The sequence below is a fragment of the Arthrobacter sp. CAN_C5 genome, from assembly GCF_017875735.1.
In the GTDB taxonomy this organism is placed as follows: Bacteria; Actinomycetota; Actinomycetes; order Actinomycetales; family Micrococcaceae; genus Arthrobacter_D.
Map to the genome: position 1 here is coordinate 3,030,820 of NZ_JAGGMZ010000001.1, position 13,170 is coordinate 3,043,989.

12 protein-coding genes and 1 tRNA gene are annotated in these 13,170 nt (G+C 65.9%); 5 read left to right on the top strand and 8 right to left on the bottom strand.

The window, feature by feature from the left end:
• Positions 1 to 8: 8 nt before the first annotated feature.
• Entirely contained in the window at positions 9 to 632 is a 624-nt protein-coding gene (locus tag H4V95_RS14145; protein ID WP_196867960.1) for a 50S ribosomal protein L25/general stress protein Ctc, read from the bottom strand.
• Between the two features lie 363 nt (positions 633 to 995).
• On the opposite strand from H4V95_RS14145, the gene H4V95_RS14150 reads away from it, so the two are divergent.
• Positions 996 to 2,309 carry a UDP-glucose/GDP-mannose dehydrogenase family protein gene (locus H4V95_RS14150; RefSeq protein WP_196867959.1) on the top strand — a complete coding sequence of 438 codons (1,314 nt, stop codon included), beginning with the start codon at positions 996 to 998 and terminating at the stop codon, positions 2,307 to 2,309.
• A 40-nt stretch (positions 2,310 to 2,349) separates the two neighbouring features.
• Here H4V95_RS14150 and H4V95_RS14155 read toward each other — a convergent pair whose 3' ends face one another.
• From H4V95_RS14155 to H4V95_RS14175, 5 genes are all read right to left on the bottom strand, one after another.
• Positions 2,350 to 3,330, bottom strand: a complete 981-nt coding sequence (locus H4V95_RS14155; protein WP_196867958.1) for a ribose-phosphate diphosphokinase — start codon at positions 3,328 to 3,330, stop codon at positions 2,350 to 2,352.
• Entirely contained in the window at positions 3,327 to 4,772 is a 1,446-nt protein-coding gene (gene glmU / locus H4V95_RS14160) for a bifunctional UDP-N-acetylglucosamine diphosphorylase/glucosamine-1-phosphate N-acetyltransferase GlmU (protein WP_245346199.1), read from the bottom strand. Before glmU ends, H4V95_RS14155 begins: the two co-directional genes overlap by 4 nt.
• A 197-nt stretch (positions 4,773 to 4,969) precedes the next feature.
• A tRNA-Gln gene (locus H4V95_RS14165) sits at positions 4,970 to 5,041 on the bottom strand.
• 97 nt (positions 5,042 to 5,138) lie between these two features.
• Positions 5,139 to 6,947, bottom strand: coding sequence for an ATP-binding cassette domain-containing protein (locus H4V95_RS14170; protein WP_196867956.1), 1,809 nt, complete (start codon positions 6,945 to 6,947; stop codon positions 5,139 to 5,141).
• Positions 6,948 to 7,012: 65 nt separating this feature from the next.
• Positions 7,013 to 7,987, bottom strand: a complete 975-nt coding sequence (locus tag H4V95_RS14175; protein ID WP_196867955.1) for a 4-(cytidine 5'-diphospho)-2-C-methyl-D-erythritol kinase — start codon at positions 7,985 to 7,987, stop codon at positions 7,013 to 7,015.
• A gap of 129 nt (positions 7,988 to 8,116) precedes the next feature.
• Between H4V95_RS14175 and H4V95_RS14180 the strand changes: the two genes are divergently transcribed.
• Genes H4V95_RS14180 through H4V95_RS14190 form a run of 3 tightly spaced genes read left to right on the top strand, consistent with a single transcriptional unit; the run spans position 8,117 to position 9,986 of the window.
• On the top strand, positions 8,117 to 8,953 hold the full coding sequence (locus H4V95_RS14180) for a hypothetical protein (protein WP_209730899.1): 837 nt from the start codon (positions 8,117 to 8,119) through the stop codon (positions 8,951 to 8,953).
• Positions 8,953 to 9,402 carry a phage holin family protein gene (locus H4V95_RS14185; protein WP_209730900.1) on the top strand — a complete coding sequence of 150 codons (450 nt, stop codon included), beginning with the start codon at positions 8,953 to 8,955 and terminating at the stop codon, positions 9,400 to 9,402. Before H4V95_RS14180 ends, H4V95_RS14185 begins: the two co-directional genes overlap by 1 nt.
• Complete coding sequence (locus tag H4V95_RS14190) at positions 9,399 to 9,986, top strand: DUF3618 domain-containing protein (RefSeq protein ID WP_209730901.1); 588 nt, start codon at positions 9,399 to 9,401, stop codon at positions 9,984 to 9,986. Before H4V95_RS14185 ends, H4V95_RS14190 begins: the two co-directional genes overlap by 4 nt.
• An 83-nt stretch (positions 9,987 to 10,069) precedes the next feature.
• Here H4V95_RS14190 and rsmA read toward each other — a convergent pair whose 3' ends face one another.
• Complete coding sequence (gene rsmA, locus H4V95_RS14195) at positions 10,070 to 10,960, bottom strand: 16S rRNA (adenine(1518)-N(6)/adenine(1519)-N(6))-dimethyltransferase RsmA (RefSeq protein WP_209730902.1); 891 nt, start codon at positions 10,958 to 10,960, stop codon at positions 10,070 to 10,072.
• 46 nt (positions 10,961 to 11,006) lie between these two features.
• Positions 11,007 to 11,936, bottom strand: coding sequence for a TatD family hydrolase (locus H4V95_RS14200; RefSeq protein WP_209730903.1), 930 nt, complete (start codon positions 11,934 to 11,936; stop codon positions 11,007 to 11,009).
• Between the two features lie 178 nt (positions 11,937 to 12,114).
• On the opposite strand from H4V95_RS14200, the gene H4V95_RS14205 reads away from it, so the two are divergent.
• On the top strand, positions 12,115 to 13,170 hold the full coding sequence (locus H4V95_RS14205; protein WP_196867744.1) for a MoxR family ATPase: 1,056 nt from the start codon (positions 12,115 to 12,117) through the stop codon (positions 13,168 to 13,170).

Sequence of the window (13,170 nt, forward strand, 5' to 3'; positions counted from 1 at the left end):
AGATGGAGTTACTCGCCCTCTTCGGACTTCTCGCCGGAGGCAGCGACAACGTCGCCCTCGGCAACTGTCTCTTCATCTTCATCGCCGAGATCCTGGACGGTCGGCTCGCTGATGTTGACGATCAGCGTGTCCGCTTCGATCAGCAGGGTGACGCCCTTGGGAAGCACGATGTCAGAGGCATGGATGTGCTCGCCAACGGTGCGACCCTCAACGTTGACGGTGAGGGAATCAGGCAGGTGGGTGGCTTCGGCTTCGACCTCGACCGAGTTGTGCTCGAGGTTCATGACGGCGCCCGGCGCCAGCTCGCCTTCGACGTGGATGTAGACGTCAACAGTGACCTTCTCGCCCTGACGCACGGTGAGTAGGTCAAGGTGCTCCACGATGCGCTTCAGTGGGTTGCGGACAACGTACTTGGCCAGGGCCAGGTGCTTCTCCCCTTCAACATCGAGAGTCAGCAGCGCGTTGGACGTCCTCAGGGCGAGGGTGGTTGCTTTGGAAGGCAACAGTACGTGGATGGGATCCGCACCGTGGCCGTAGATGACCGCAGGGATTTTGTCTTCGCGGCGTGCACGGCGCGCCGCGCCCTTGCCGAATTCAGTGCGTACTTCTGCGGGGAGTGTGAGGTCAGACATTGAGTCTCCTGTGTTGACGAGTAGTGGATCGTTGCTGGGCAAACGATCGGCAGCTGTCTAGAAACAGTTCATCGTCAACACATTCAGTGTTGGACTCTCGTCACTAACCACCGTCGATCACGGAACAATCCCGGGTGGTACCGGGATGCTCCCTCGCCTAGGCATCGCGTTCAATGGTACAGCACTTGCGGGCCTGCCCTGCACCCGCGCTCCAGAATCCGTTGGGGCCCGGACCGGCAGGAGGTTCCTCATCATCCTCTAATGTGTGAGTCGTACCGTTGAAGTCTGTTGGAACCGCTGGCAAGCAACCAGCGGGAAGCATCTCGTCGAAAGCTCCCCGGAGCTGCCGGACAAAGGATCAGCATGCGAATTTCAGTAATAGGTTGTGGCTACCTGGGAGCCGTGCACGCGGCCTGCATGGCAAAGCTGGGGCACGACGTCGTCGCTATCGATGTCGACGAACGCAAGATCAGCGAGTTGCAGGCCGGCCGGTCACACTTCTTCGAGCCCGGCCTGCCAGAACTTCTCGACGAGGTTCTCCAGACGGGCCGGTTGAAGTTCAGTTCCGAGATCAGTGATGCCCGCGGAGCGCAGGTGCACTTCCTGTGCGTGGGTACCCCCCAGCGCAAGGGCGAGTACGCTGCCGATCTGCGGTACGTGGACGCCGCCTTTGCCTCCCTCGTCGACTCCCTCGAGGAGGGGAACCTGGTGGTGGGCAAGTCGACGGTTCCGGTCGGCACCGCAGCCCGGCTGGCCGATGACCTGCTGGACCGGTTCCCGGACGCCAGCCTGGCCTGGAATCCCGAGTTCCTGCGGGAGGGCTTCGCCGTGAAGGACACGCTCAGCCCTGACCGCCTGGTCTACGGCGTTCCCGCCGGGGAGGACGGGAACCGCGCGACGGCCCTGCTCGATGAAGTGTATGCCGGCCCCCTGGGGCTGGGGACACGCCGACTGGTGGCCGACTATGCGACGGCGGAACTGGTCAAGTCGGCCGCCAACTCGTTCCTCGCCACCAAGATTTCCTTCATCAACGCCATGGCAGAGGTATGCGACGCCGCCGGGGCGGACGTCACCCTGCTCGCCGACGCGATTGGCATGGACGATCGGATTGGCCGCAAATTCCTTAACGCGGGGATTGGCTTCGGCGGTGGCTGTCTCCCGAAGGACATCCGCGCATTCATGGCCCGGGCCGGTGAACTGGGTGCCGACCAGGCGCTGACGTTCCTCCGCGAGGTGGACGACATCAACCTGCGACGTCGGATCCGGGTAGTTGAGTTGACCCGCCAGCTGGTGGGCGGATCCCTGCTCGGCAAGCGCATCACGGTCCTGGGGGTGGCATTCAAGCCCAACAGCGACGACGTGAGGGATTCCCCCGCCCTGAGCATCGCGGCCCAGCTCCAGCTCCAGGGCGCCGATGTCACGGTGACTGACCCCGAGGCCCTGGCCAACGCGAGGGGACGGTTCCCCGAGCTGAACTACGAACCCGACTTCGGTGCAGCCGTCGCGAAGGCCAACGCGCTCCTCATTCTCACTGAGTGGGACCAGTACCGTTCAGTCGATCCGGCGGAGCTGGCCACGCAGGTGGCCAGCAAGAACATCCTCGACGGACGGAACGTCCTGGACCCCGTCCAGTGGCGTGCAGCCGGCTGGAAATACCAGGGCATCGGCCGGCCATAACTCACACCGGACTCCCGCCGGGTAACTCCGGGACCAGCCCCTAGGCGTTGCCGTCAAACAGGCTGGTCACGGATCCGTCGTCGAAGACTTCCCTGATGGCCCGGGCGATCAGCGGTGCGATCGACAGCACGGTGAGCTGGGGGAACCTCTTCTCCGAGGGGATCGGCAGGGTGTTAGTCACCACCACCTCGCGGGCGCCGGACTCCGAGAGGCGGCGGGCCGCCGGATCCGAGAAGACAGCATGGGTGGCGGCGATGATCACATCTTTGGCACCGGCGTTCTTGAGCACCTGGACGGCGCCGGAAATGGTTCCACCCGTGTCGATCATGTCGTCGATCAGCACGCAGGTCCGACCCTCAACCTGGCCCACCACCTGCTTGGAGACTGCCTGGTTCGGGACCGTCAGGTCACGGCTCTTGTGCACGAAGGCCAGGGGCGATCCGCCCAGCCGTTCGGCCCACTGCTCGGCGACCCGGACCCTGCCGGTATCGGGCGAGACCACAGTGACGTTGTCGGCGTCGACCCGGGTACGGATGTAATCGGCAAGCAGCGGAATGGCCATCAGGTGATCCACTGGGCCGTCGAAGAAGCCCTGGATCTGCGACGTGTGCAGGTCAACCGACATCAGGCGGTTGGCGCCGGCTGTCTTGTAGAGGTCGGCGACAAGCCGGGCCGAGATCGGTTCGCGGCCGCGGCCCTTTTTGTCCTGCCGTGCGTACGGGTAGAACGGGGAGACCACTGTGATGCGCTTGGCCGAGGCCCGCTTCAGGGAATCGATCATGATCAGCTGTTCCATCAGCCAGTTGTTCAGCGGCGCGGGATGTGCCTGGATCACGAACACGTCGGTGCCGCGCACGCTCTCCCCGGACCTGACGTAAATCTCGCCGTTCGCGAAGTCGTAGGCGGAGATCGGGAGGAGCTCGGTACCAAGCGTCTGGGCGATCTCCTCGGCCAGTTCGGGGTGGGCCCGTCCGGAGGCCAGGACCAGTTTCTTTTCGCCGCGTGCGGTGATCTCACTCATGAACGGTCGCTTTCGTCTGTGGTGCCCGGGGTCGTGCTGGGGAGGTCGGCGGTGGCCGGAGCCCGCTGGGCTGCGGCGGCAGCGGTGGCGGCGGCAGTGTCGGGCCGTTTGGCCTGCACCCAGCCCTCGGCCGTGCGCTGCGGTGCAACGCTGATGGCGAGGGCGCCGGGGGGCACGTCGTTGCGGACGACGGCGCCCGCACCGGTGTACGCACCATCCCCGACCACGACGGGCGCCACGAACACCGTGTTCGATCCGGTCCTCACGTTGGCGCCGATGACGGTGCGGTGCTTGTTGACGCCGTCGTAATTGGCGGTGATGTTGCCGCACCCAATGTTGGTGTCTTCACCGATCTCTGCGTCCCCGGCATACCCCAGGTGGGACAGTTTGGAGCCGCGCCCGATGGTCACGTTTTTGGTCTCATAGAACGCGCCGATCTTTCCGTCCTCCCCGAGAACCGTGCCGGGCCGCAGGTAAGTGAATGGGCCGACGGCGGCGCGGGCGCTGATCTGGGCGCCCGACCCGTGGGTGCGCAGTACCCGCGCCCCCTCCCCGACTACGACATCGGTCAGGGTGCTGTCCGGGCCGACGACGGCGTCCCGGGCGATATCGCAGGCACCGTGGAGCTGGGTGCCGGGGAGGATCGTCACGTCCTCGGCCAAGCGCACCGACGTGTCGATCCAGGTGGTAGCGGGGTCGATAATCGATACGCCTGCCCGCATCCAGCGGGTGAGGGTGCGCCGGTTGAGTTCAGCGCCGAGTGCAGCGAGCTGCACCCGGTCGTTGGCACCTTCAACCTGCCACGGGTCGTCCGAGACGACTGCTGCCACCCGACCGCCCCGGCGTGAGGCAATGCCCAGGACATCTGTCAGGTACATTTCGCCCTGTGAGTTGCCGGCGGTCACCGAGGTCAGCGCGTCACGCAGGGTCGCCGCGTCGAACGCATAGATTCCCGAGTTGATTTCGTTGATGGTCCGCTGGGCGTCGGTCGCGTCCTTGTGCTCGACGATCCCGGTGACCGTGCCGTCGTCGGCCCGCAGGATACGGCCGTAACCGGAGGCGTCGCCGAGCACCGCGGTCAGCACCGTGACGGCGTTGTCCCCGCCGATATGCGCCTCAATAAGCTGGGCGAGCGTGTCGGAGGTCAGCAGGGGCACATCGCCGTAGGTCACCACGACCGTGCCCTTCAGGGGTGCGCCCGCGTCCCCGTCGAGGGCGTCGAGGGCCACCTGGACGGCGCGTCCGGTGCCGGGCACGTCATCCTGGTCGACGATGACTGCCTGCGGATCCAGCTCGGCGATATGGCCCGCAACGCGATCGCGTTCGTGCCGGACGACGACGGCGAGTGCATCGGGGACCACGCCGCGTGCGGCGGCGACGGCGTGCCCCACCATTGACCGTCCGCCGAGGGTGTGGAGGATCTTCGGGGTCCGGGACTTCATTCGTGTTCCGGCTCCGGCGGCCAGCACGATGACTGCCGCTGGGCGTTTCGCGCCTGCCTCGGGGATCTGTTCCTGAGAGTGGGTGTTTGAGGTCTGCGGACCCATTGAGGAGACACTCCTGCCTGTAGTTTTCACTGTCAACCGGAAAAGTACAGGCTCACACCGGCAATACTACCCGCGGCAATACTTTCCGATTGTTCCGCCCATAGGATTCGAACCTATACTCCACAGCTCCAAAGGCTGGGGTGCTGCCATTACACCAGGGCGGACTGTGCCAACCAAGCCCCTCTCGGGTCCCGGACGCACGGTTATCCAGTTTGCCATGAGTCGGGGGCTTCCTGCGACTTGGAAGCCCCCGCTGCGGTGTTATTTCCCGACGACCTCGGCTGCTGCAAGCCACTGCAGCTCCAGGTCCTGCTGCTCGGCCTGGACCGCCTGCAGCTTCGTGTTCAGCGTGGCCATCTTGTCGAAGTCGACGTCACCGCCGGCCCCGTCATTCATCTGCTGCTGGATGCGTTCCACCTGCGCTGCGGCCTTGCCGAGCTGGCGTTCGATGCGGGTCAGGTCCTTCTTCGCCTGGCGTGTCTCTTCGGAGCTGTACGCGGTAGCCGATCCGGCGCTGGCCTGGGCATCGTCAGCGTTGAGGGGGGAAGCGCCTGCTCCGGACTCCGCGGCGCGGCGCAGTTCGAGGTACTGGTCCACTCCCCGCGGCAGGTCACGCAGTTTACCGTCGCCCAGGAGCGCCATCTGCGAATCGGTGACCCGCTCCAGCAAATACCGGTCGTGGGAGACGACCACCAGGGTGCCGGGCCAGCCGTCCAGGACGTCCTCGATCGCCGCCAGGGTGTCAGTGTCCAGGTCGTTGGTTGGCTCGTCGAGCATCAACACATTGGGCTCACCCACCAGGAGGCGGAGCAGCTGCAGCCGGCGGCGTTCACCACCGGAGAGGTCCTTGACCTTGGTCCACTGCTTCGCGTTGGTGAAACCAAGCTGCTCCACCAGTTGGGTGGCTGACACCTCACGCCCACCCACGCTGAAAACACGCTTCTCCTGCTCGATGACCTCGGTGACGCGCAAGTGCTCCAGCTCGTCGAGTTCCTTGACCTCCTGGGAAAGGACTGCCGTCTGGACCGTCTTGCCCTTCTTCACCTTGCCGGCGTCAGGGGTCACCTCGCCGTTCAGCATCCGCAGCAGGGTGGTCTTGCCTGACCCGTTAACCCCGACCAGCCCCAGCCGCTGCCCGGGGGCGAGGCGCAGGGTGATGCCGTCGAAGAGATTCTTCTCTCCGAGCGCCAGTGAGACATCCTCAAGGTCCAGGACATCCTTGCCCTGCCGGGCCATGGCCATCTTGCTCAGGGCGAGGGAGTCGCGTGGCTCGGGCACATCGGCGATCAACGCGTTTGCTGCCTCAATCCGGAACTTCGGTTTGGCGGTCCGTGCGGGGGCCCCGCGGCGCAGCCAGGCAAGTTCCTTCTTGACCAGTTGCTGCCGCTTGCCTTCGACCACCGAGTCCATCCGGTCACGCTCCGCCCGGGCGAGGACGTAGGCGGCGTAACCGCCGTCGAACCCGTCGACGACGCCGTCGTGCACCTCCCAGGTGCGGGTGCAGATTTCGTCGAGGAACCAGCGATCGTGGGTGACGACCAGGAGCCCGCCGTCGCTGGGACGCCAGCGCTCGGCCAGATGGCGGGCGAGCCAGGCCACGCCCTCAACGTCGAGGTGGTTGGTGGGCTCGTCGAGCATGATGACGTCGTCGTCGCCAATCAGGAGTTTAGCCAGGGCAACCCGGCGCTTCTGCCCACCGGAGAGCGAAGAGACCTTGGCGTGCCAGTCAACCTCAGCGACCAGACCGCCCATCACGTCGCGGATCTTGGGATTGGAGGCCCATTCGTGGTCCGCCTGGTCGCCCACGATTGCTTCGCCGACACTCAGGTCGCCGTCCAGGACGTCGGTCTGGTCCAGGTAACCCACGTGGACGTCGCGGCGGCGCGTGACCCGGCCCTCGTCGGGGGTGGCGCGCTGCGCCAGGAGACGCATGAGGGTGGACTTGCCGTCGCCGTTGCGACCGACCATACCGATCCGGTCGCCATCCTCGATGCCGAGGGAAACGCCGTCGAGAACGGTGCGGGTGGCAAACGTGACGCTGACGCTTTCAGCGCCCAGAAGATGTGCCAAGGGTGTACTGCTTCCTGATGGTGGGGGGATGAAAGGCTTGAGCTGGCCCCTGCAAGGGCCACGGGTCAAGCGGTGTAGTCGTTAACAATTCTGGCACCGTGCACCGGACCATGCACTGCCGTCGCGGTCAAGCCGCCGCTCGAGAGCTGATCGGCGAGCGCTGCCGCATGCGCTTCGTCCGCGGCGAGGAACGCAATGGTGGGCCCCGATCCGGAGACCAGCCCGGCGAGGGCTCCCGCGTCGGTGCCCGCCTGCAGGATCCCGGCGAGATCCGGAGCCAGTTCGAGTGCCGCCGCCTGGAGGTCGTTGTGGAGTAGTTCGGCGAGTGCGACCGCGTCGCCTGCACGCATCGCGCTGAGGATCCGCGGGTCGATGTCCGGCGGGGTGGCCGGTTCGGTCCCGTCCCGCAGCCGGAGTTCGTCGAGCGTCCGGTAGACCTCGGGGGTGGAGAGCCCAAAAGCGGACGTCACGAGCACCCAGTGAAGGGGCGTCTTCGAGATTGCTGGCGTGAGCTGCTCCCCCACCCCGACTCCGACCGCTGTGCCGCCGACCAGCGCAAACGGGACGTCGGCGCCGAGGTCGGCCGCCATTTCCGCGAGCTCGTCCCGGGAGAATCCGCTGTTCCAGAGGGCATCGCAGGCCAGGAGCGTCGCAGCCGCATCAGCGGACCCCCCACCCATCCCCCCGGCCACGGGCACCCGCTTGGTGATATCGAGCAGCAGCCCGGTTGAGCCGCCGCTAAGATCAGCGAGCAGGGTGGCAGCGCGCGCAGCAAGATTGGTGGCATCCAGCGGGATGCTCTCGACCGGCAGGTTCAGAGATCCCTGCCCGTTGACCGTAACAACGATGCCCGGCTCGGCCGTGACGGTCGCGGTGACCTCCTCATACAGGGAGACGGCCAGGTACACGCTCGCCACGCTGTGGTAGCCGTCCTCGCGAAGCGGCCCCACCCTGAACGAAACGTTGATCTTTCCGGGCGCGCGGACGCTCACCCTCGCGGGAGCACCGCTGAAGAGTCCTGCCGTTTTGCCTACCTCCATAGTCTCCAACCTAGATCACCGGGCCCTGAACCGGGAATCCTGTCGGCCTCCTGCCTGACCGTTGCGTAAAGATAGTAAGCGTGCTTACATTGCAGTTTGTAAGCAGGATTACTATCCGAAGGAAGAACTATGACTACCCAGAATTGGTCAGAGGATCCCCTGACAGCTGCGCCCTCCGGCGAGCGTGTCCGGCCCGATTCACCAGCAGGCAACACACCGGTCGGCGAGAGCAACGGGTCCGCCGGTGTCAAGGACCAGGCGAAGGACCAGGCCAAAAAGGTGGGCCGCGACGGGCTGAATGCAGCCCAGGGAGTCGCCCAGACTGCGACCACCGAGGCGAAGAATGTTGCTGCTGAAGCCAGCACGCAGGCGAAAAACCTGTTGGGCGAACTCGGTTCGGACCTCAAGGATCAGGCGGGCGCGAGCCAGCAGAAAGCCGCCGAGGGACTACGGTCCATCAGTGATGAGCTGGTTTCCATGGCAGACAACGGGGACCATAACGGCCCCGCCAACTCCCTGGTCCGCCAGGCTGCCCAGCGGTCGGGAGACGTTGCTGGCTGGCTGGAAGGCCGGGATCCAGGATCGCTGCTGGACGAGGTCAAGGACTTCGCCCGTCGCCGTCCGGGTACCTTCCTGATGGTCGCTGCGGGAGCAGGCCTGCTCGCCGGTCGCCTCACCCGTGGGCTTGCTGGCGCAGGATCGGACTCTTCGAGCACGACGCCAGCCAACCCGGCGCCGGAGTACCCACCGACCGTGCCTTCTCAGCCCGCAGCCGGCACTGGCCCAGCGTTTGCACCAGCCACGCCCGCTACCGAGACAACTCCGATGATGGACAACGGCCTGACCTCGGCCGATGACGCCCGGCAGATTTCGAACGATCCGCTGGCGGACCCGTTGGCGGCCGAGCCAGTCATCGTCCCGGGTACCCGCACCCAGAACGAGCGACTCGATAGGGACCTGCGCTAATGAGCGGTATTCACACCGGAGGATCCCAGGCGTACGAACCGTCACACACCACGGCCGAGGATCGGGCAGCCAATGAGTCGTTGGGATCGCTGCTCAGCGATGTGACTCGTAATCTGTCCACCCTGATGCGTCAGGAGCTGGAGCTCGCCAAGGCTGAACTGCGTGAAAGCGGCACGAAGGCTGGCAAGGGCGCGGGCATGTTGGGCGGCGCCGCCATCGCCGGCCACTTTGTGCTGCTCTTCCTGTCCCTGGCACTGATGTGGGGACTGGCTGAACTTGTTGGCCTGGGCTGGTCTGCGGTCATCGTCGCAGTCATCTGGGGCATCATCGCCGCCGTCCTCGCCCTGACCGGCAAAAAGGAACTGAAGAGCGTGCGCGGCCTACCGGTCACCGCCGAAACCGTCAAAGACATTCCCCCCACTCTGAAACCAGGTGCGAAGACCCCATGAACCAGACCCCAGAACAGATTCGTGCAGACATCGAACGGACCCGCCGCGAGCTCGGCACCGACGTCGATGCCGTAGCCGACAAGGTAAGCCCCGCCAGCATCGCCCAGCGTCAGGGTGACAAGGTGCGCAACGCGGTGGGAGGCCTGAAGACCTCGGTCATGGGATCAGCGGACCAGACGTCCGCTGGCACCCGGTCCGCTGCGAACAACGTCAGTGGCGCCGTACAGGATGCTCCTCAGCAGCTCACCCGCAAGACTCAGGGCAACCCGCTGGCCGCCGGGCTGATCGCCTTCGGAGCCGGAATGCTCATCTCCTCGCTGATCCCGGCGAGCGAGAAGGAGAAGGAAGCTGCAGCTGCACTGAAGGAGAAGGCTGAGCCCCTCACCAGCAGTGTCACCGACGCAGCGAAGGCCGTTGCCGAGGACCTCAAGGAACCGGCACAGCAGGCAATGGACTCGGTGAAGGAAACAGCCACCAACTCCGCCAACACCGTCAAGAATGAAGGCACATCCGCGGCAGCCGATGTGAAGGGCAAGGCCCAGGACGCGAAGGACAACGTCCAGAACGAGGCCAGCCGCTCCTAAGCGGCTGGCACCTGGTGTGGCGTGCGGGCCCAGGCCCGCACGCCACACTTTCGCTCACGCACTGCCGTAAATCCGGGCTTGGGCTAAGCCTGCCCCTGCGGGAGCTGCGCCGGCTTCGCCTCGGCGATCCGGGCGAAGGCGGCAATGTCGAGCATTTCGCCGCGCAGGCTGGGGTCAACGCCGGCCGCCGCCAGAGCTTCCCCCGCAAGCACCGAGCTTCCGGCCCAGCCGGCGAGCGCCGCGCGCAAAGTTTTGCGCCGCTGGGCGAAGGCCGCGTCGATCACCGCGAAGACCTCACGCCGGCTGGCGGAAGTCGTCGGCGGATCATGCCTGACAAACCCCACCAGGCCGGATGCAATCTTCGGTGCCGGCCAGAACACGTTCATGCCGATCACCCCGGACTTGCGCATCGTCGAGTACCACGCAGCCTTGACCGAGGGCACCCCATAGGTTTTGGATCCCGGTCCGGCGGCCAGCCGGTCGGCAACCTCGTCCTGGACCATGACCAGGCCGTGGCGCAGGGACGGAAAATTCTCCAGCAGGTTCAGGACCACGGGCACCGCCACGTTGTAGGGCAGATTGGCCACCAGGGCTGTCGGCGGATGTGGGAGCTCCGTGACACGCATGGCGTCGGCGAGCACCACGTCCAGGTTTGCCGCGGTATCCGGTCGCCAGCGCGCCACCGTCTCGGGCAGCCGCGCCGCAAGCACCGGGTCAATCTCCACCGCCACCACCCGACGGGCGGCATCTAAGAGGCCCAGAGTCAGCGATCCGAGACCCGGACCCACCTCCAGCACCGTCTCCTCGGGGCCCAGGTGGGCGGCAGCCACAATCCGCCGGATGGTGTTCCCGTCGATGACAAAGTTCTGGCCAAGCGTCTTGGTGGGCTTCAGATCCAGGGCGGCGGCCAGGCGGCGGACGTCACCGGCGCCGAGCAGGGGCTGGATCGGCTGGGGTTTGGAAGGCGCAGTCACCTAAACCATGGTAGTCGTGCGGCGCACCCCTGATCACTGCGCATCGTCACTGATCGGCCCACTGGCCGTAGACCCGACGGGTGTTGTCGGCGATCGACTGGCAGAGCCGTGCCAGATCGGTGTCCAGGACGTCGGCCATCGACCGGACCGTGTAGGGCACCAGGTACGGCGCATTGGGTCGCCCGCGGAACGGGTGCGGGGTCAGGAAGGGGGCGTCGGTCTCGGTGAGCACCAGCGACGGGTCGGCAATGCGCAGCGCGTCCCGCAGATTGTCGGCGTTCTTGAACGTCACAGTCCCGGCAAAGGACATGTACCAGCCGTGCTCGTTACAGATCCGGGCCAGGTCCGCACCGCCGGAGAAGCAGTGGAAGACCACCCGGTCGGGTGGACCTTCCGAGCGCAGGGTGGCGACGACGTCGTCGTGGGCGTCCCGGTCATGGATCTGGAGCGCCAGGTCCAGCCGTTTGGCGATGTCGAGATGACGGCGGAAGGAGTACTGCTGGCTGTCGAGTCCCGCGGCGGCGGTCCGGTAGTAGTCGAGGCCAGTTTCGCCAATCGCCCGGACCCGCGGATGGGCGGCGAGCTGCTCGATCTCCGCGAGCGCAGCCTCGAGTCCGCCCTGCTCGGCCAGCAGCGGGGCGTCGTTCGGGTGGATCGCGACCGCTCCCAGCAGGCGGGGCTCCTGCGTAATGGCCTCAACGGTGAAACGGGAGGATTCCAGGTCACATCCCACCTGCACCGCACCGCAGACGCCGACCGCTTCCGCCGCGTCGAGGGCCGCGGCGACACTGACCAGGGGTAGCCCGCTGCGGAAGTCGAGATGCGTGTGGTTGTCCATCACGGGAACGGGAAGCGGTTCGGGTGCTGGCGGGTACTGCTGCTTTTGGCTCCGCCCGCCAGCGTCGGGTGCGCCGCCGTCGGGAGTCGTGCGGGACGGCGCCGGTTGGTACGCCGCCGGAATGGCTGTATGAGGCATGACTCAACCCTAACCACCCGCGAACTGAGTGCGGAACTTATCCCCACGGCCGCAAGTTGTCCTAGTAATCTGTACTCAAGCAGTTGCTGCGTGCCCACTGCCAAACCGGCGGTGGGCATCCGACCAGGGCTGACCGACTCAGCTGCACACCGGGGTGCAGTGCTCGCGGAAGGTTCGCATGGACGCCCACCATCAGTACGCCTCACCGAATGCCTCACCCAACGTCACCACCGATCGTGACGATCCCGCGGGTGGCACACGCCCCATGTCCGGTGAACACTTCGACGAGTTGGCGGGCCGGATCCTGGGGTCGATCAACACGGTGATCGACGGCAAGCCGGATGCCGCGCGCCTGGCCCTGACGGTGCTGCTGGCGCAGGGGCACCTGCTGCTGGAAGATGTGCCGGGAGTAGGAAAGACCCTGTTGGCCAAGACGCTCGCCCGGACCATCAACTGCACGGTCAACCGGATCCAGTTCACCCCGGACCTGTTGCCCTCGGATGTGTCGGGCGTGTCGATCTACAACCAGGACACCCACCGGTTCGAGTTTCGGCCGGGCCCGGTGTTTGCCAACATTGTCATCGGCGATGAGATCAACCGTGCCTCCGCCAAGACGCAGTCGGCCCTGCTGGAATGCATGGAGGAACACCAGGTCACTGTCGACGGCGGCACCTATCGCCTCGACGAGCCGTTCATGGTGGTGGCAACCCAGAATCCCATCGAGATGGAGGGCACCTACCCTTTGCCCGAAGCGCAGCGGGACCGGTTCATGGCCCGCATCTCCATGGGTTACCCGGACCGGAATGCCGAACTGCAGATGCTGCAGACCCACCAGTCCGTGTCGCCTCTTGAAGCGGTCCGGCCGACCGCGAATGTGGCTGATATTGCAGCGATGATGGAGCGGGTGCGACGCGTCTACGTCTCCCCCGCGGTGCGGGAGTACACGGTGGCCATCGGCCACGGTACCCGCGGGCACCACCAGTTGCGTCTGGGTGCCAGCCCCCGCGCCCTGTTGCAGCTGCTCCGGGCCGCGAAAGCGGGGGCGGCGCTGCACGGCAGGGATTTCGTGCTGCCCGACGACGTCGCGGCGGTGGCCGAGCCGGTCCTGTCGCACCGCCTGATCCTGGACCGCAAGGCGCTGAGCACCGGGGAGACGCCCCAATCAGTGGTGGCGGGAATCCTCTCGAAGGTACCGGTGGAACGCGCTGCCTCGAACTCCTACCTTCGAACCTAG